Source organism: Cohnella rhizosphaerae, from assembly GCF_029525575.1.
Lineage (GTDB): Bacteria > Bacillota > Bacilli > Paenibacillales > Paenibacillaceae > Cohnella > Cohnella rhizosphaerae.
Genome location: NZ_JAPDIA010000003.1, coordinates 1,809,000 through 1,827,944, shown reverse-complemented (window position 1 = coordinate 1,827,944; position 18,945 = coordinate 1,809,000). Strand labels below are relative to the sequence as shown.

General features: G+C 57.0%; 14 protein-coding genes and 1 pseudogene. 7 read left to right on the top strand and 8 right to left on the bottom strand.

Annotated features, from left to right (window positions below; all coding sequences use genetic code 11):
- Window positions 1–367: 367 nt before the first annotated feature.
- The 6 genes from OMP40_RS13770 to OMP40_RS13745 are packed head-to-tail and all read left to right on the top strand — an operon-like array spanning window position 368 to window position 3,733.
- Window positions 368–646, top strand: a complete 279-nt coding sequence (locus OMP40_RS13770) for a hypothetical protein (protein WP_277532039.1) — start codon at window positions 368–370, stop codon at window positions 644–646.
- Window positions 594–956 (top strand): ATP-binding protein, encoded by a 363-nt coding sequence (locus tag OMP40_RS13765; protein ID WP_277532038.1) that lies wholly within the window; start codon window positions 594–596, stop codon window positions 954–956. The genes OMP40_RS13770 and OMP40_RS13765 overlap by 53 nt, the downstream gene beginning before the upstream one ends.
- A 41-nt stretch (window positions 957–997) precedes the next feature.
- Complete coding sequence (locus OMP40_RS13760; RefSeq protein WP_277533177.1) at window positions 998–1,528, top strand: ATP-binding protein; 531 nt, start codon at window positions 998–1,000, stop codon at window positions 1,526–1,528.
- Entirely contained in the window at window positions 1,515–1,919 is a 405-nt protein-coding gene (locus OMP40_RS13755; RefSeq protein ID WP_277532037.1) for a hypothetical protein, read from the top strand. Before OMP40_RS13760 ends, OMP40_RS13755 begins: the two co-directional genes overlap by 14 nt.
- A 43-nt stretch (window positions 1,920–1,962) precedes the next feature.
- Complete coding sequence (locus OMP40_RS13750; protein WP_277532036.1) at window positions 1,963–2,229, top strand: hypothetical protein; 267 nt, start codon at window positions 1,963–1,965, stop codon at window positions 2,227–2,229.
- A complete protein-coding gene (locus OMP40_RS13745) occupies window positions 2,186–3,733 on the top strand; it encodes a S8 family peptidase (protein ID WP_277533175.1) in 1,548 nt (515 codons plus the stop codon). Before OMP40_RS13750 ends, OMP40_RS13745 begins: the two co-directional genes overlap by 44 nt.
- 221 nt (window positions 3,734–3,954) lie before the next feature.
- Here OMP40_RS13745 and rlmD read toward each other — a convergent pair whose 3' ends face one another.
- From rlmD to OMP40_RS13710, 7 genes and pseudogenes are all read right to left on the bottom strand, one after another.
- A complete protein-coding gene (rlmD, locus tag OMP40_RS13740; protein ID WP_420871928.1) occupies window positions 3,955–5,427 on the bottom strand; it encodes a 23S rRNA (uracil(1939)-C(5))-methyltransferase RlmD in 1,473 nt (490 codons plus the stop codon).
- Between the two features lie 570 nt (window positions 5,428–5,997).
- A pseudogene (locus OMP40_RS13735) lies at window positions 5,998–6,907 on the bottom strand (diacylglycerol kinase).
- A 209-nt stretch (window positions 6,908–7,116) separates the two neighbouring features.
- Window positions 7,117–7,971 (bottom strand): sirohydrochlorin chelatase, encoded by an 855-nt coding sequence (locus OMP40_RS13730; protein ID WP_277532035.1) that lies wholly within the window; start codon window positions 7,969–7,971, stop codon window positions 7,117–7,119.
- A gap of 147 nt (window positions 7,972–8,118) precedes the next feature.
- Window positions 8,119–9,138, bottom strand: coding sequence for a hypothetical protein (locus OMP40_RS13725; RefSeq protein WP_277532034.1), 1,020 nt, complete (start codon window positions 9,136–9,138; stop codon window positions 8,119–8,121).
- Between the two features lie 1,133 nt (window positions 9,139–10,271).
- Window positions 10,272–11,879: an ABC transporter substrate-binding protein gene (locus tag OMP40_RS13720; RefSeq protein ID WP_277532032.1), complete on the bottom strand. Its 1,608-nt coding sequence runs from the start codon at window positions 11,877–11,879 to the stop codon at window positions 10,272–10,274.
- Window positions 11,880–11,998: 119 nt separating this feature from the next.
- A complete protein-coding gene (locus tag OMP40_RS13715) occupies window positions 11,999–12,928 on the bottom strand; it encodes a carbohydrate ABC transporter permease (RefSeq protein WP_277532030.1) in 930 nt (309 codons plus the stop codon).
- A gap of 39 nt (window positions 12,929–12,967) precedes the next feature.
- Window positions 12,968–13,966, bottom strand: coding sequence for an ABC transporter permease (locus tag OMP40_RS13710; RefSeq protein ID WP_277532027.1), 999 nt, complete (start codon window positions 13,964–13,966; stop codon window positions 12,968–12,970).
- Window positions 13,967–14,672: 706 nt separating this feature from the next.
- Here OMP40_RS13710 and OMP40_RS13705 point away from each other — a divergent pair.
- Window positions 14,673–16,622 carry a helix-turn-helix domain-containing protein gene (locus OMP40_RS13705; RefSeq protein WP_338131116.1) on the top strand — a complete coding sequence of 650 codons (1,950 nt, stop codon included), beginning with the start codon at window positions 14,673–14,675 and terminating at the stop codon, window positions 16,620–16,622.
- Between the two features lie 629 nt (window positions 16,623–17,251).
- Here the strand turns inward: OMP40_RS13705 and OMP40_RS13700 are convergent.
- Complete coding sequence (locus OMP40_RS13700) at window positions 17,252–18,853, bottom strand: extracellular solute-binding protein (protein WP_277532025.1); 1,602 nt, start codon at window positions 18,851–18,853, stop codon at window positions 17,252–17,254.
- Between the last annotated feature and the right edge of the window lie 92 nt (window positions 18,854–18,945).

Sequence of the window (18,945 nt, the reverse complement as noted above, 5' to 3'; positions counted from 1 at the left end):
AACAAAGCGGAGGGACAACGCTCCCTCTACAAGCCGTTTCATTTTTCGGGCAAAATCGGGTAGCATATTCAAAATAATCACGAGATTTTCTAACTCCCTTCATTTTGAAAATTAGATATCAATATTAGTTTTCTCAAAGTAATGTAATAAGACGATGTGAATGGTGGGCGATTTCACTTTGAAACGTATATGATAACCACCACCTCCTATCGACACCTCCGTTCTGTTGTGTCCAAAAAATATTCATAAAATACAGTTGAATAAAATCATTTTGTCCAACAGTGTCCAAATTAAGTTTGACTAAAAATGGAGTGTTGCATATAATAAATACCATAGTCAATTATGTCCACAGAATTGAGGAGAATAAATGAAATCAGGTTTGATAATAAAATTGATTGAAGCACATTGCGCTGGAAGCGAGGATGCTTTTAAGAAAGCTTTAGATGATTTGGCGAATGATGAGGAACGTAAAGGAAATGTCGCTCTGTCTAATTCCCTCAGAACAGCTTATTCATTTGATAAAAAAAAGCAACATTTCATTCTCTTCAAGCCCCTTATCAGAAATGTCTTTTTCTGTACAGAATGCTCTGCCCATGCCCAAAGACAAAGACAGTGCATTGGAACTTTTAGAGGTTTTACAGCCTAAGGTCAAGTTGACTGATGTGGCATTACCAGAAAAAACAAAAGAAGCACTGCTTCAAATTATTGAAGAACAGAAGCAAGCGACTGATCTGTTATCTAATGGTGTTTCCCCGACTAATCGGATATTATTTTGCGGCCCTCCTGGTTGCGGTAAGACATTAACAGCAAACGCAATTGCTGGAGAAATCAATATTCCAATTGCTTATGTCAGACTAGATGGACTTGTATCCTCATATTTAGGACAGACGGGAACAAACATAAGAAAAATTTTCGAGTTCGTAAAAAAACAAGCGAGTTATGTTATTCCTAGATGAGTTTGATGCGATAGCTAAAAAAAAGGGATGATGCGCATGAACTGGGGGAATTGAAGAGGGTTGTAACGACACTACTTCAAAATATGGATTCAATGCCAGCTAACGTCTTTTTGGTGGCAGCAACTAATCATCACCATCTTCTTGATCCAGCGATTTGGAGGAGGTTTGACACTTCAATTTTGCTGGAATTGCCCAATGCACAACAACGAGAGAGCATGATAAGCAAGTTTATCAGCGAAACTCTTGAAGGTCATATAATTGACATTAAAATTTTGACTACGTTAACAGAAGGTATGAGTGGCGCACAAGTAGGAACCTTTTTGCAAGCAGTTGCAAAATATTGCATTATGCAGCATAGAGAAAAAACTGTTACTAAAGAGGATATTGCCAACGTTTGGGTTAAGCAATCCACTCTTCTGGTTAGTGAGGATAGCGATGCGTATACTCGCGCGCTCTATAAATTGAATAAAAGTGGAATATCAATGCGTACACTCGAAGAAATAACAGGGATATCAAAATCTACTTTGAGCTACAGATTCAATAAGGAGGAGAAGGTTGATGAACAAGGATAATAAAAGTCATCTATGGATTCCAGATGAGGAAGTACAACGACTGAATAAAACCTTAAGGGCAATTCCACCGCAAAGAAATGTATCCTACACGGAACACGGTTCCAAACTAAGCCACAGTCTACAGGAAATTAAACATACGCTGGATTCAGTTGCAACCGACAACTCATTAGGGGATTCGGATTTACTCGTTTTTAACATTGAATTGCCTGAGGGTGAAAAAATTCAAGATAAACAAACTTTATTCGATTCTAACGGCATGAAAGTAAGGGCAGTAAAAAAATGTGAGAAGTGCTATTGTCACCTCTACAAGCACCCAATTTCAAACTCTCAGAAATCGAGTGGACGCGTATACACGGAATGGGAACGGGAAAACTTATTTCGATTTCATTGAAGATTTCAAGCCCTATGTCGGGTCTGAAAAGAATTCAAGGGAGTTGCAAAAGTTAACCACTTCTACTCATACCCCAGCTACTTTAGATGTTCAACTAATGTTGATACCAAATCTTGAAGATCACGTTTACCAATTGGCAATGACTCATTTACTGGAAAAAATCAAAGTGACAAAAGGAGAACTTCAAGAGTCACCTTATTATTTGTCGGATAAAACACCTGTTGTCCGTGCAATAATTCCTTCGACAGCATTATCTCGATTTGAAAATGATTCTGCTATCTACAGGATTGAAAAAACTGATTTTTTTTAACGTAGATGCTACACAAAATACCGCGATTGACTTGGAAAGTATAGAAATTGACCCCAGCGTAAACATAGATGAACTGCCTATTGTCGCTGTGTTGGACTCAGGTGTGAATTTCCCTCAATCTCTGTCCCCATTAATTACCCAGAATTGGGTTGCACCTAATTCTGGTGTTGGTGATGGAGACCACGGGACTAAGGTCGCCAGCCGAGTAGCGTTCAAGTACCTCAATCAACAGTTGCAATCGAATATAGTTACTCCGCGAGCCCGAATCCTCGATTGCAACATACTTGACGGAAATGTGCCAGTAAATATTTTTATACAGCGAATACAAGCGGCGGTAAATGCACATTCCGATATTGTGAAAATCTACAATCTATCCGCAAATGCAACGTCCCCTATTGAAGGGGATGAAATGAGCATCGTCGGTTTTGAATTGGATGCCTTGCAAATAAGAACTGGCGTACAGTTTATTGTCTCCGCAGGCAATCATGCACTTTGGAGAACAGAATTTCGTTTAGAAGATATTATTGATGATGATGATTCAAGAATCTCGGCCCCAGCGGATTCTATGCTATCTATAGTTGTTGGATCAATCGTAGGTGCAGACCATGATAATAGTCTTTCCGAAAGAAACCAAATAGCACCGTATAGCCGCCGCGGTCCAGGTTTTAAAGGATTCTCAAAACCAGATTTAAGCGCTTATTCGGGGACGATCGTTCTTGATGGTCAGGACGCAACAGTTCCTAATGATCCTCTTTCAATGCTTATATCAAAAGACGGCAAGCTTATAGCCGACGCAGGGACTAGCTTTTCTGCTCCTATTGTTGCAGGTGACTATGCAGAGATACTAAACTCCATTCCAGATCGAGACACGCTACTTTCTAAAGCCCTACTTTATCACAATGCTGTTGCATTGTGGGACGAAGATGGGATGGAAGAAGAAGAGCTTACCCTAGCACATAATCTGTATGGCAGAGGGCTTTCTAATGTTGAAGAAAGTAGGTTTTCATCTCCCTCAAGAGTAACATTTGTTAGGACAGGCTCTTTAAACAGAGTAACTAAAGAAAGAGTATCCATTTACATGCCGCCAATTCTGGCAGCCCAGGTTGGGCGTAATGTTGCAAAGGTATCTGTCACATGTGTTTCCAGACCATTAGTTGATAGAACCAAAGGAACAGAATATTTAGGAGCGTATATACGAGCTTCATTAAAGAAAAGTCATCTGGATGGAGTCACATTAATACCTGTTCAACAGGATCACCGAGAAGGCAGACAAAAATGGGACATTTGCCATCAGTTTAGTAAAACCTTTTCCAGATTTAATGCTGGTGATTGGCAAGTTTGGCTTGAACTTTTTGCACGGTGGGATGATAGAAATGATGATGTTCCCTACGCGCTTGTTGTCACAATAGAAGATGTTAGTGGAACCTTGGATGTTTACAGTGAGATAGAAGCTTTAAACAGGTACAGAGCACTTAATACAATTCGCATTAGACTAGATAATTAACCGATTGCCTTAAACACAACTCAAGGGGCTGCCAAGTCAGTATAACTGACCTGAACAGCCCCTTTATATTTTTAATGACTAAAATTCGCTCGTCATATCTACCCATTTCAAATCCAAAACAACCGAAACTTTGATCGTGTCTCGCAATTCCTTGTTCATATAATCGCTCTCATCCTTCGCAAAGGAGAAATAATTCGCCGAGTACTGATAACTATAGACTTCTAGGTATCGACGCGACATATCCCCACCACGCACTCCACATGCACCGTATGCGGGAACATATCCACCGGCTGCACCTCCACCGTGCGATAGCCGCCATCCTCCAGCACACGCAGATCGCGCGCGAGCGTAGCCGGATCGCAGGAGACATAGACGATGCGCGCCGGGCGAAGCTCCAGCATTGTAGCGAGCAGCGCCGGGTCGCAGCCCTTCCGCGGCGGATCGACGACGATGACGTCGGGGGCGACGCCTTCGGCTTGCCACTGCGGCATGACGACTTCGGCCGGACCGACGGCGAATTCGGCGTTGTTGATGTGGTTGAGCAGCGCGTTGCGGCGGGCGTCTTCGATGGCTTCGGGGATGATCTCTACGCCGTAGACGCGACGGGCGTGGCGGGCGAGGAAAAGCGTGATCGTGCCGATGCCGCAGTAGGCGTCGATGACGGTCTCTTCGCCGGTTAGGCCAGCATAGTCGACGGCAGTCCGGTAGAGGCGTTCGGTCTGGGTCGGGTTGACTTGGAAGAAGGAGCGCGCGGAGATGGCGAAGGTGATGCCGCCGATCTCGTCGTAAATGACCTCATCGCCCCACAGGACGCGGGTTTCTTCGCCGAACACCTGGGAGGTTGCGCTGGTGTTGATGTTCTGGCAAATACTCGCGACGCCGGGGATGTCTTGGCGGATGAGTCCGCAGAGCTCGTCGGCGTGCGGCATGTCGCGGCCGTTGGTGATGAGGACGACCATGCGCTGTCCGGTCGCTTCGGCGTGGCGGACGACGACATGGCGAAGCAGACCGCGGCCGGTGGCACGGTCGTAAGCGGAGTAGCCGAGAGACCGGGCGATGCGCTTGACGGCGCGCACGGTCTCTTCGTTTTGTTCCTGCTGAATGAGGCAGGCCTCCATGTCCACGACCTGGTGGCTTCCCTGCTCGAAGAAGCCGCCGATGAGTCCATGGCCGCCGATGCCGGCCGCCATGGGAACCTGCGCCTTGTTGCGGTAGCGCCAAGGCTCGTCCATCCCGATGACGGGAAGGACGACGACCGGCGCGCGCCCCGCATCGGGCGCGATCTCGCGGACGCCGGCTTGCGCGGCGTCCGCAGTGCCGGGGCCGCCCGCTTCGCCGGCGGCCTCCTCCAGCGGCGCCACCGGCAGCTTGCCGATGCGCGCCAGCACGCCCGCGACGTGCTCCCGCTTCCAGCGGAGCTGCGCCGCGTAGCCCCAATGCTGCAGCTGGCAGCCGCCGCAGGCCTCATAGATCTCGCACGGCGCCGCGATGCGGTCCGGGCTCGCCGCCACAAGCGCCGCCAAACGCGCGCGGCCGAACGACTTGCCGATGCTCTGCACCTCGGCCTGCACCCGGTCGCCCGGCACCGCGCCCGACACAAACAGGGTGTAGCCCTCCACCCGGCCTACACCCTGTCCCTCATGCGTCATCCCGACGACGTCGATGACGACGGAATCGCCGACCGCGACCGGCACGCCCGCGATCCGGCGAGGCGCTTCGCCTTGCCGGCGCTCCCGCGCACCGGCACTACGCGCATGCTGCGGCTGACCCTGCGGCCGTCCACCAACTGCATGCTCGCCCTCGCCGCGCTCCCGCGACCGCGCACCTCCGCCGCCAACAGCACCCGAAGCTCCGCGGCCGCCAGCGGCGCCGCGCCCGCGCGATTCCGCGCGCACCGTCGCCCCGCTCGATTGCCCCCGCTCCTGCTGGCCGCCGCTCGCCCGACCGCGATCGCCCGCACCGCCGGGCGCTTGCCGCCCTTCTTTCCCGACGCCGTCTACAGACCTGCCGCCTTGGTCCGCCGCTCGGGCGGGCGCCTGCCGCCCGTCTCTCCCGACGCTGCCCCCGTGCCTGCCGCCCCGATTCGCCGCGCCGCCCCGCGAGCCGCCGCCGCGCTTGCCCTTGTCACTCATGCTGTCCAGCCCCGTTCATAGGTTCCGCTTCTATATATACAAATAAAGGCCCGTCGGAAACAATTTTGCTTTTACAGCCATCCGAATTCATTTGCCCCAAGCCCATCAATCATACTTCGACTCGCCGGTCCGTCAGTGATACTTGGTCTCCCCAAGCTCATCCATAATGATCCGCACATGCCCCGGCAGCATCGTGAACGTCCGCGCCATTTGCCCGCCGTATTCGCCGTCGAGATTCATGTCCAGATCCGCATCCGACTCGACCGTCACCCGGTTCGTCTGAAACATCGTAATGTGCGAATCCTGCAAATGCTCCCCCCCGCATCGCCAGCGTCGCGATACGGATGAATTCGCCGAGGTTGCACTTGCGCATGAGCAGCACGTCGAACATGCCGTCGCTTGCCGAGGCGTTCGGCGCGAGCTTCTCGAAGCCGCCGACGGAGTTGCTGTTGGCGATCAACATGAGCATGTACTCGTCCTCGAACTCGCCGACGCCCTCCATCGAGATCTTCATATGAAAGGAACGCAGCCGCGCGATCTTCTCGAATCCCCTTATGTAATAGGCCAAATTCCCGATCATCGTCTTGAGCTTGCTCGGCACTTCGTAGGAGAGCTCGGTCAGCGAGCCGCCGCCTGCGATATTAATGAAGTATTTGCCGTCGGCCTGACCGATGTCCACCGGCTTCGCGTAGCGCTTGACGATCAGGTCGCACGCCTCGTCCCACTTCTTCGGGATACCGTGCGCTCTTGCAAAATCGTTGGTCGTCCCCACCGGCAGGATGCCGATGACGGGACGCCGGTCGTGAGGGGCGATGCCGCTGATGACCTCGTTCAGCGTGCCGTCGCCGCCCGCCGCGATGACGATGTCGAAGCCCCGTTCCACCGCCTCTGAAGCGGCATGAACGGCATCGCCTTCCGCCTCCGTCGCATGGCAGGACGTCTCGATCCCGCCCCGCTCGAGCCGCTGCAGAATCTGCGGCAATCTCCGACGCATCTCTTCGCGACCCGACGTCGGATTGTAGATCAACCGCGCTCTCACTATATCCAAGCTGAATCCCCTCTTCTATCGCTCTCTATCCGTTCCGATTCAAGTCTTTACTTATTCATGCTACTGAATCGTCATGCCAATGTCAACGCGGCCGGCGGGCGACGCGCAGCCTCTTACACAACTTACGCCATCCTGACATCAAACGGCAAAAACCCCCCGCTTTTCTTATCAAGCGGAGGCCTCGATTCGTTCTATTTTTTCAGTCAAACTTCAAGCCGTTCGGTGCGGCGCGAGAGCCAACCCCGGACTCTGCCGGCGATCCAGTCGCTGACGAGCGGATGCGGCAGCAGCGCGTTCTCGGCATAATCGATATCCAGCCCCGCCAGCCGATTCGGTACGGCCGACGACGTGAAGTAACCTTCGCTCAGAAAAACCGGAACGGCCAGCAGCCGCGCACCGGGATACCGCGCGCGCAAGCTCGCGATCCGCGCCGCCGGCTCGTCCGGCCGCAGCAGCGCCGCGTCGGCGCCGGCATATCCGCCGATGCGCGCGATCTCAGCCGCCAGCCCCTCAAGCTCCCTGCGCCACGCTTCATAGAACCACGGCTCGTCGCTGCCGTGGCCCACGAGCAGCACGCACTCCGACGCCGGCTCGCGCGACCGCGGGGCCAGCTTGGCCGCCAGCACGCGCGCGATCTCCGGATCGCTGCCGATCGGCTCGCCGTAGGTGAGACGCGCCGTGACGGCGATCGGCTCCAGATCCGTTTCGCGCCGCGGCTCCGCGTATGCGCCGAGCGCCCAGCCGATCTCGTCGACATGCGTGCTGCCCGACGAGACGAACAGCGGCAGCGCGTAAATGTCGGTCACGCCCCGTGCCTCAAGCGCGCGCACGCCGTCCTGGATCAGACGGCCTTCGACCAGTTCAAGGTAAGCGGCTTCGACCGGCAGGTCCGCGGGCAGCTTCGTCCTCGCCTCGGCGACCGCATCTTCCACCTGCGCGACCCAGCCCGGCTCGCGCGAGCCGTGGCTGATGACGAGGATGCCCGGCCGGTCGCCGAGTCCTACCTCCCCGCCGCGTACCCTCTGCTCTTTCTCATTACCTCCGACGAGATTGTGCATCCCGCTTCCGCACCTCCGGTTAGACAGCTGTTTCCTTCATGCTATCCAACGCAATGGCCGGTGTCAACGAGACGGGGCGGCACCTTTCCGCTCACTCATCGCCAGGCCCGCGTTCCCGCCCGCTTATCCGAAGCCCGCTATCACGCGTCAATTTTCTTCAGTCTTATCCTCAAACGCAAGATACTGCGGCGGCTTCTCGAATTCGCTTCCCTCGAGACCGCCATTGTCGTAGATGGCGAGCTTCCAAGCGCCTTCGGGAATGGCCGTGCCGGCCGGGATCTCGAAGTAGCGGCTCTCGCCGACGACCGTGTCGAGCGTATCGCCGATCGGCTGCTGCCATTCGTCGACGAAGTGGAGCGTGGCCCCGTAGTCGGGGAAGCGCGGCGTCACGTAGACCGTACCGCCGATCTCGCCTTTCGCAGCGTCGGTATCTACGAAGAGCGGATCGGGATCTCCGCCGACCGGAACGAACGCGGCTGCGGAATGCCCGTCGTCGCGGATCGCGACGACGGCGACATTCGCGACGCCTGCCAGCTTGAATTCGGGCAGCGTCACGCGGATCGCTCTGCCGTCGAACGGATAGTCGTTCGTCACGTCGACGAGCGGCTGGATCGGCTTGCCCGCTTCGTCGGCGCCGTATACGACGTAGCTTACCGTCGTGGAGCTTTTCGCGTCGTACCAGCTCAGCTCGCCGGAGGCGCGCGTTTTGCCGCCGGACAAGACCGGCTTGAAGTGAATATCAGACACGGGCGCACTGGCAGAATTTACATCCCCGACATTGATCCAGCTCGGTGCCTCGTCGCTTATATCGTCGTACGTCTGCACCCGTGCGCTTGCCGAGTAATCGAACACGCCGTCCTTGCGATAAGGAACGACCGTTACCTCGCCAAGGATGTCGAGATTTTGCAAAGGCAGCTTGTATCGACCGGTCGAAGATCTGGCGATCTTTTCCTGGCCGCCCGGATATTCAATCTGATAGCCGTCGTAGACCGTACCGCCGGCCGGATCGCTCCATGCGATCGAGGCCCACGCACCAGCGCCGGGATTGGCGTCTTGGTAGGTCAACTCTCTAACGCGAAAAGCCGGCTCGTCCAGCAGCTTCGCCGTCGCGATCGGCACGGCCGCGGATTTGCTTCGGTCTGCCGCATCGAATAGGCCGAGCGCCACCGCTTTCCCGGTTACCTTCTTTCCCTCGGGGATGACGATCGACTGGCGTTCCTCGACGTACCTGCCTAGCGCTTTTCCGTAACGTTTTCCTTTATTATCTACCAGGTATGCCTCATAGCCCTCCGCGGACGCTGACCCGGTCGTGTTCCAATAGAAAATGCCGCCGATCTCCCCCCGCTTCGGGATCCCGGTCCTTAAAGTTGGCCGTTACCGAAGCAGACGCCTTGGCGTTACCCGTCGTTGCCGTTGTCGCAGCCAGCGCGGAGCCGGCGGGATGACCGAGCGACCAGATGATTCCTATTCCAAAAAAGAGCGACCCCAAGCGCGCGTAGTTGCCGATACATGAATGTCCTCCTTGATGAAAATGTCAGACTCTTCACGTATTAAACCACTTTTTCCAGCTTCAAAACGGGCGATCTTGTGCAAAAAAAGAAACGCTTGCCAAAGGGCGAGCGCATCGTATCAATATCGGATAAATCCGCTTGCGGACGCGGCCTGCTCGCAAGTTTGTTCCTATCCAAGACTACCTCGCCCCCGAGACACTTCGAGCTTGCACGATTGCTCCTACCCAGGACTAACCTCGCCACCACGACACTCCCTGCTCCCACGATTGTTCCTACCTAGGACCACCAGCACCCGCGCCCCTCCTAACTCGCACGTTTGTTCCTACCCGAGACTACCTGGTCACCGCGACACTCCCTGCTCGCACGATTGTTCCTACCCAGGACTCTCTCGCCCCAACGCCACTCCCTGCTTCCATGATTGTTCCTACACAGGATTACTTGGCCTCAGCGTAACTCCGAGCTCGCACGTTTGTTCCTATCCAAGACTAACTAGCCCCAGCGAAACTCCCTGCTCCCACGATAGTTCCTATCCAAGACTACCTGACCCCGCGACACTTCGAGCTCACACGATTGTTCCTACCCAGGACCACCTGCCCCCACGACTCTCAATCTGGCACCCCGTCCCATCAACGCCCGCCCCCGCGACTCTCAATCCGGCATCCCGCCCCATCAACGCCGCCCCCGCGACTCTCAATCCGGCGCCCCGCCCCATTCACGCCTCCCCCCTCTTCGCACGCAAACAACCGCCGAGCGCTCTCGCGCCCGACGGCTCTCATGTCTGCCGGCTGTTTATTTGCCCAAAAACGCGTTCAGCTGCTTCTGCTTCTCGGCGATGATCGCGTCGAGGCCGTTCGCTTTCAGCTTCTTGTAGTACTCGTCGGCCTTGGACGGGTCGATCGAGCCGGTGTCGAGGCCTGGATCGTACTGCTTGCGGATGTTGGACTCGACGGATACCTGCGACTTGACCGGCTCCGCGTTAAACGTGAAGCCGAGCGCCGGGGAGTCGAGCGCGCCTTCGTTGAACTTCTTGAACTGCTCCCATTTGTCCGGCGCTTCCGTATCCCAGACGTAGTTCAGGAATTGGCTGCCCAGCATCCAGGTCGCGCCGATCGCGTAGTTGCCGGTATTGGCTGTCGGCGCGATGATCTCGCCGTTTTTCGTATAGTGATCGCCCTCGATGCCGAAGTTGAGCAGGTTGTTCAGGTACTTGTCGGAATGCAGGAGGTCGATGAACATCATCGCGCGCTCCGGATCGCCGGACGTCGTGGAGATGCCGAGCATCGAGCCGGCCGTGTCGCTCGTCGCGACGGTACGGTCCGTCATCGCGACCTGCGCCAGCTTGCCTGCGAGTCCGGTCGCGTTCGCCGTCTCGGCGTCCTTGCCGGGCTTGAGCGCCGAGGTGATCATGAATACGTTGCCCTTCTTCAGCGCATCGTTGCCGCTCAGCTGCGTCGTGGCCGCGTCTTTGTTGATATAGCCCTTTTTGAAAAAGTCGCGGGTGATGGTCAGCGTCTCTTTGTAGCGCGGCAGCTCGAAGCGCGGCTTGACGGTCGTGTCCGGCGCGTTCTTCAGAATGACGCCTTCGATCGTCGCATCGCCGAGGTAGTCGTACTTGGCAAAATAGTGCGCGTTGAAGTTGTCCCCGTCGCGCAGGAAGACCGGCGTCATCTCGGGCTTCTCCGCCTTTACCTTGGCGAGGATCGGATCGAGGTCCGCGATCGTCTTGGCGGCCATCAGCTGGTCGGTGACGCCCAGCTCGTCGGCGATGTCCTTGCGGAAGATGATGCCGCCCTGTTCGGCGAGCTCTTTGTTCGTCGGGATGCCGTAGTTGAAACCGTTGATCTTGGCGCCCTTCAGGAACGCCTCCGGCAGCGTGGACAGGATGTCCTGACCGTACTTTTCCAGCAGATTGCCGTATTTGCCGTTCGGATCGTTCAGCGGCAGGAAGGCGCCTTTGGCGACGTTGGTCGCGTGGCCGTTCCAGGCGGCGGTGAAGATGATGTCCATCGGGTCGCGGGAAGCGATTGCAAGATTCATCTTGTTGTCCCATTGGCCCCAGTCGACGAGGTTCAGATCGAGCGTCGCGTTGATTTTTTCCTTCAAATACTTGTTGATCTCGGCCTCGACCTTGGCTTCGTCCTTGGGCGGCGTGCCGGGCAGATACAGCGTCAGCTTGTATTCCTTGAGATTCGATGCCGCGGCGGACGCGGACGGCGACGCCGACTCGCTCGCCGTCGCCGATGCGTCGGCGGATGCCGACGGCGAAGCGGACGCCGAGGACGACGGAGATGCGTCCGCGCCTTTGTCGTTATTGTTGTTGCCGCCGCAGCCTGCGAGCACGACGGAGAGCGCCGCGAGCGCGAGCGCGGACTTGCCGAGCTTGTTCTGTACGAGCATGGGTATTGCCTCCCTTTTCATAGTGAGTAAGGCGTATATGCATGAACCGGCCGGTAACCGGGTTCAGCCTGATTGATCGAGCCGGCCGCCGCCGCGTCGGGCAACGGCCGGATGCAAGGTCAGCCCTTGACGGCGCCGACGGTGAGTCCCTGGATGAAGTAGCGTTGGAAAAACGGATAGATGAAGATGATCGGCCCGATCCCGACGACGGCCATCGCCATCCGGGCGGTCTCGCTCGGCATCTGAAAGTTCGGGTTCGCCTGCATGATGGCCGAATACGCCTGCGAGTTCGAGCTTAAGTATGCGATATCGAGCAGCGTCTTGTACATGCGGAACTGGATGCTCATCGGCCCGTCCTGATTGATGAAGAGGAGACTCAAAAACCAGTCGTTCCAGTAGTTCAGCGTGCACAGCAGGCCGACGGAAGCGAGCACGGGCAGCGACAGCGGCAGCACGATCCGGACGAAGGTGCGCAGCTCGCCGGCGCCGTCGATCTTGGCCGATTCGATGAGCGCCGGCGGGATCGAGCCCGAGAAAAACGTGCGGATCAGGATGACGAAAAAGCCTTGGACGAACAACGGCAGCATGAGGACGAGCAGCGTATTTTGCAGATGAAGCCCTTGCTTGTAGGTCAGGTAGAACGGCACGAGTCCGCTGTTGAACAGGATCGTGAAAAACACGATGAAGGAAAAGATGCCGCGATGCTTGAAGTCGCGCCGCGAGATCGGGTACGCGTACAGCGTCATGATGGAGAGCGCGACGATCGTGCCGACGACGGTGACGAAAATCGAGACGCCGTAGGATTGGACGATCGGCTTCCAGTCGTTGAACAGGAAGTCGTAGGCGCCCAGGCTGAATTTCTTCGGCCAGATATTGTAGCCGTCGACCGTGACCGTCCGCTCGTCGGAAAGCGACACGGCCACGACGATGAGCAGCGGAATGACGCAAAGCGCGCTGTAAATCCAGAAGACCGCATTGATGACGGCGTTGGTGCCGGTCGAGATTTCGTTCGCGTTGAACTTCCGTTTTCGGATGACGCTGGTTGCCATGGATGGGTTCCTCCTTCTGTGGTCGCGGGCGGGCGCCGCCTAGAACAAGGCGTCGTCCTTGCTGACGCGTCTGACGACCAGATTCGCGGTGAGCACGAGGATGAAGCCGATGACCGCCTGGTAGAGGCCGGCCGCCGAGGACATCCCGATATCGCCCGAGACGAGGAAGCCCTGGTACACATAGGTGTCGATGACAAGCGTCTTGTCGTAGAGCGCGCCGGCATTGCGCGTCACCTGGAAGAACAAGCCGAAGTCCGCGTAGAAAATCCGGCCGATCTGCAGCAGCGTCATCGTGACGATGACCGGGCGGATGAGCGGGACCGTGATCGTCCAGATCTGTCTCCACTTGGTCGCGCCGTCCATATGGGCGGCCTCGTAATATTCGTTGTCGATGCCGACGATCGCCGCGAGGAAGATGACCGCGTAGTAGCCGATGCCCTTCCACGTATTGACGAGCGGCAGAATGAGCGGCCACCACTTCGAGTCCGAGTACCAGTCGACCGGCTCCGCGCCGAACAACGGCAGGACGAACTTGTTCAGAATGCCGATGTCCGGATTGAGGAAGGCGTACACGAGATACGACAGGATGATCCAGGACATGAAGTAGGGCAGAAAAAGAATCGTCTGGTGCAGCTTGGACTGCAAGCGGCTGCGCATGACGTTAAGCCCGATCGCCATCGCGACGCCGATGACCGTGTTGAGGACGATAAAAACCGCGTTGTACGCCATCGTATTGCGCGTGATCACCCAGGCGTCGCTGCTCGCGAACAAATACTTGAAGTTGCCCCAGCCGATCCAAGGACTGTCCATGAAGTTTTGCATAAAGCTCGGCGAGGCGTACGTCATCTGCTTGAACGCGATCAGCGCGCCCGCCATCGGAATGTAGTTGTTGACGATCAGCACGATCAAGGCCGGCGCCATCATCAGGTAAAACACGCCGTATCTTTTCCAGTAGCCCTGATTCAGCGTCTTCGTCCGGGCCGCTTGGCGCGCGGGCTTGTCGATCGCGGCCGGCACGGTCGGCGTGGCCTGTTCCATCTCCATCACGTTCCTTACTTTTGGTCTGTGATGTCATTGTACAGGGCGCTTCCGGAGCCATCTATCTACTGGGATGACCGAGATAGCACAATTGTGACTTGTTTCCGATATTTTACCATTTGCGCATGGGCGAGACGATAAAAAAGCGCCGGCCCGAGGGCAAGCGCTTCGCATAAATGCATCCTTCCTTCCCTTAAAGCCCGCTTTATCGTTATAATGATGAATATCGATTTATATCATTATAATGTTTGGTCGTGGACAGCGCGCGATCTCCGGTCCGGCGCCTGCGTCCGCTATACGAGATTGAAGCAAGGAGAGATGCCGGTGTGGAATTCCGCGAATAAGCGAGCTTTCGTTTCTCGCATGCGCCTGAACTGGAGTCATTTCAAATCCAAGCTGCTGTTCAAGTATACGCTTTCTTATATCCTCATCTTCCTGATCCCGCTGACCGGCGTCACGGCCTCCGTCTACGAGAGCGCCGTCCGCAGCCTCCGTACCGAGATCGAACAATCGAACCTGAACCAGCTTAACCAGGTGAAACGAACCTTGGACGGCCGCATCGCCGAGCTGCAGGAGACCGCCGGGCGCATCGCCTACGACGAGCATCTGACCTCCTACATGGTGCATCACGACTACTACGGCATGGAAGCGATCCAGACGCTGGCGAACTACAAGGCGAGCAGCGGCATTTTGCAGGATCTCTTTTTTGTACTTCCGGGACGATTCGGTCGTCTACTCCTACCGCGGGCTGATGAATCTCGACGTCGCGTTCGGGAGCACCTACCAGTTCGGCCAAGCGAGCCGGCAGGCGCTGTTGCGCGAGATGAACACCGCGATCCAGCCGGTCATGCGTCCCGCCGAGCAGGTCACGATCAACGCCCGGCAGGAGACGATGCTGACCCTGCTCGTGCCGATCAAGCCGAACAATCCGTTTCCGTACGGTACGGTCGTCTATCTGATGAAGGAATCGAATCTGACCGGCATGATGGCTTCGATCCTGAACGATTTTTCCGGGAGCAGCTACATCTTCGACGCGCAGGGCATCAAGCTGACGGGCACCAGCCGCGGGGAAACGATGGACCGGGTCGCCCTGAACCGGCTCGCGTCCTTGTCGACGGGCATTCACAGCCTGACGCTCGACGGCAAGCAGCAGTCCGTCGTGGCCGTGAAGTCCGAGGCGAACGGCTGGACTTACGTGACGACCATGCCGAGCCATCAGTTTTTCAGCCGGGTCGCGCACATTCGGTCGCTGATCCTGGTCGTCTTCTGCTTCGTCGGCCTGATCGGCATCGCGGCGGCCATGGTGCTGGCCAGACGGCAATATCATCCGATCAAAAATTTGATGGAATTCGTCAAGCTCAGAGGCACCGGCGCTGCCGAGACGACGGACACCCGCAACGAGTGGGACTGGATTCGCTCCACGATCCACGAGTACAGCGCGCGGGCGGACATGCAGCAGCCCTACGTGCGCAATCAGTGCCTGCTCCTGCTCTTGAAGCACGGCAAACCCGAGGACCCCGAGATCGAGCGGCTCGTGCAGAGCGCGGGCCTGGAGCTTGCGCCGGGGAAAAGCTTATGCTTCTCCGTCATCCTCACCTGGGAGGAGCTGCCTCCTTCCGGTTCCTCGCGTACGATCGTCGCGCAGCTGGCAGAGCGGTTCCGCGAGGCGAAGTTCCCGCAGTGGGGCGCCCGCGCCTACGGCGTGGAGCTCTCCCCGTCGGAGCGGTTCGCGCTGATGGTCTCCATGAGCGCCGAGGGCAACGAACCGGTACAGGCGCGCGTGGAGCAGGTCGTCGATGCCGTACTCGCATATATCGGCGACGAGCTGCTTCAGCAGCTCTCGCTTGGGATCGGCACGGCATACGACAGCTTGGGCCAGCTGAACCAGTCGTTTATCGAGGCCGCGACCGCGCTGCAGTTCCGCCTGATGGGCGAGCCGGGCCGCGTCACCTACTTCGAGCGGCTGGCCCGGCAGGAGCATGCCTTCGGCGACGCTTACTGGCTGCCCAAGAAGTCGATGCTGAAGCTCGAGCAGAGTCTCAAGCAGGGCAACGAAGCGGTCGCCGCGCAGACGATTCACGGTCTCGTGGACGAGATCCGCGGCGTGAAGCTGTCCGCTTCCCTGCTCCGCTGCGTCTGCTTCGACCTGCTCAATGCCCTGCTGCGCACCGCCTCGGAGTACGGCATGACCGACGTGCTGAACGACATTCCCGGCTTCACGTCGTTCGAGACGCTCGAGGAGCTCGAGAGCCAGCTGATCGCGCTGTCTTCGCAGATCTGCCGACAGGTGGAGCGCAATACCGAGACCGGGCAGCAGTCGCTCATCGAGAACATCGTCGAATACGTGGACAGCCAGTACGCCGACTATACGCTCAGCCTCGAGCATATCGCGCTCAAGTATTCCGTCTCGACCTCGTACCTGAGCCGCAGCTTCAAGGACAAGATCGGCATGACCTTCTCCCAGTACATCTGGCGGCTCCGCACCGACGAGGTCATGCGCCAGCTCGTCACCACGAGCGCGCCGCTCAAGGAGATCATCGAACGCGTCGGCTACCTCGACGCGCCGAACTTCATCCGCAAGTTCAAAAACGAAACCGGCTACACCCCCGGCCAGTACCGCAAGCTGTACGCGCAGGTGAACGTGCCGGCGGAATAGTTTTAACGGCTATGCCGGGCTAGCACACATTTGTCCGTTCCGGGATAGCCGGTTTTTCCGGCTATCTCGCCCCCCGCACACACTAGCCCAGGCCCCGTTAGCCGGTTTTTCCGGCTATCACGGCCCCGCAATACGAACACAGCAAGCCGCCCCGGACCGGCTATCGCGCAAAAGTACACGATCGAAATCAGCGCCCGCTCGTCGTTTCGCCTACCGCGCAAAAATGCACGGTTTTCTCCCGATACACACCAGATCTCGCACAATGAGGCGATCTATCGTGCACTTTTGCACGATAGATTGCAAAAAACCGCCATACGGCTCGAGAATGATGTATTTTTGCACGATAGCAACAGACTGCTCACTTCACTGCCCGCTGCTTGCCTCATCATATTCGGCTCATTTCGCCCGCAAAACAAAAATTCTCCGCATCGGCAAGCGACGGCGGAGAATCGTTGAAGCGGACTGGCCGGCCGGCAGAACAGGCAGGCATGCAGAACAGGCAGACGGAAGAGCCTTGCCTGCGCAGGCAGACGGCAGGCCCTTCCCCCAGCAATGCCGAAGGCCGCCCGCCAAAGCGGGCGGCCTCCATCCGCCTTTTCTTCAAGCCGCCCTTTTCCCTGACGCTACCTTTAGTTCGAAGCCCACCGATCGTACGCGCCCTGATAGATCTTCGCCATCTTCTCGGCGCCCATCTTATTCAGCGTGTCCACGTACTTGTCCCAGTTGCTCAGCGGTTCGGCGCCGGTGATGAACTTGGCTTCCATCTGATTGACGTACGTATTGAGATCGGATGTCAGGCTGTTGACCTGCGTCTGCTCCTCGGACGTCAGGAACAACGTCGGGAACGGCGGACGCGCGCCCCGGTCGAGCAGCTTCGTCTGCGTTTCCTTGGCGACCCACACCTCGAAGTCGCCCTTCAGACCCTTTTCGATATCGTCCGTGTTGATCGTCGGCGCGGGAATACCGTAGTTCGGCGTCAACGTCGAGCGATATTTCTCGCGGTCGGTGCCGCCGTCCGGGATCGGCAGATATTCCTTCGTGCGGGTGGCCTCGTCCGTGTATTTCCACAGGATGCCTTCCGGTCCTTTGTTGAACAGCAGCGCGCCTTCATAGGAGTACAGGTAATCGACCCAGCGCATCGACGCTTCGGGCGACGGGTTCGTGCTCGAGATGGCGAACGCGCCCGGCGTAATTCCGGCATTCGCCGCGATCGCCGGCTTGTCGACCATCTCGCTTTTCACCGGCGCATACATCGGATCGTCCGTCGAAGGCTCGCCGCCGAGGGACATGTAGGCGTTCCAGTTGGCGAACATCGCGACCTGGTTGTTCTGCACCTTCGCCTTCTTCTGCTCGTCGGTCTGCGAGAAGCTCTCGTGGTCCAGCAGCTCCTCGTTCCACAGCCGGTTCATAAACGTCAGGTACTGCTTGAAGCCCTCTTCCAGCGGCGTGTAGTGAACGGTCTTGTTGTCGTCGACATAGATCGTGTCCTCGTACACCCCGAAGGAGCCGAGCAGCCAGGTGCGAATGTCGCGCAGGTTGACGTCTCTCGCGTTGCTGGCCGTCAGCGGAATCTCGTCGGCCTTGCCGTTGCCGTTCGGGTCCTCGGTCTTGACGCGCTTCAGATAGGTATACAGCTCTTCGGTCGTCGTCGGCAGCTTCGTGATGTTCAGCGCCTTCAGGAAGTCGCCGTTGTACCAGATCGGATTGCGGTACCAGTGCTGGCTCATCTCGATGACCGGCAGCGCGTAGATATGGCCGTCCGGCGCGGTGATCGACTTGCGGACCTCCGGGTTCTCGTCCAGCACCTTCTTGAAGTTCGGCGCGTACGCGTCGATCAGCGTCTCCAGCGGAATGAGGATGCCTTGTCCGCCGTAGTTGATCTGCTCGGCTGTCGTAAGCCCGGCTGCGTAGAACATGTCCGGATAGTCGCCGCTCGCGAATACGAGGTTTTTCTTCGTATCGAAGCTGTCCTTCGGGGCGTTGCGGAAGTCGAGCTTGATGTTGCTCTGCTCGGCCATGATGTCGAGCACCTTCATCTTGGTCCAGTCCTGGTCGCCCGTGTCCGGCGCCATCAGCGTCAGCGTGAGCGGCTCGCTCACGATCGGAAAGCCTTCTTTGTTGACGGTCGCGCCCGCCGATTCCTTCTTCTCGTTCGATGCGCAGCCGGCCAGCAGACCGACGCCGATGGACGCCGCGAGCAGCAGCTTGCCTGTTTTTGCGTACGATGCCATGGATGAACCCTCCCGTATATAATGATGAATCGCGTAATTGGTCGCCCCGTTCGCCGCAAGCGACGGCAGGGGCATCTATAATAAGCGGCCGA

What these genes read in the sequence shown, in the direction of transcription:
- OMP40_RS13720 (WP_277532032.1), bottom strand. Translation starts at nt 11,879, where the DNA reads ATGCTCGTACAGAACAAGCTCGGCAAGTCCGCGCTCGCGCTCGCGGCG.
- OMP40_RS13710 (WP_277532027.1), bottom strand. Translation starts at nt 13,966, where the DNA reads ATGGAACAGGCCACGCCGACCGTGCCGGCCGCGATCGACAAGCCCGCG.
- OMP40_RS13770 (WP_277532039.1), top strand. Translation starts at nt 368, where the DNA reads ATGAAATCAGGTTTGATAATAAAATTGATTGAAGCACATTGCGCTGGA.
- OMP40_RS13765 (WP_277532038.1), top strand. Translation starts at nt 594, where the DNA reads ATGCCCAAAGACAAAGACAGTGCATTGGAACTTTTAGAGGTTTTACAG.
- OMP40_RS13730 (WP_277532035.1), bottom strand. Translation starts at nt 7,971, where the DNA reads ATGCACAATCTCGTCGGAGGTAATGAGAAAGAGCAGAGGGTACGCGGC.
- OMP40_RS13755 (WP_277532037.1), top strand. Translation starts at nt 1,515, where the DNA reads ATGAACAAGGATAATAAAAGTCATCTATGGATTCCAGATGAGGAAGTA.
- OMP40_RS13745 (WP_277533175.1), top strand. Translation starts at nt 2,186, where the DNA reads ATGATTCTGCTATCTACAGGATTGAAAAAACTGATTTTTTTTAACGTA.
- OMP40_RS13700 (WP_277532025.1), bottom strand. Translation starts at nt 18,853, where the DNA reads ATGGCATCGTACGCAAAAACAGGCAAGCTGCTGCTCGCGGCGTCCATC.
- OMP40_RS13715 (WP_277532030.1), bottom strand. Translation starts at nt 12,928, where the DNA reads ATGGCAACCAGCGTCATCCGAAAACGGAAGTTCAACGCGAACGAAATC.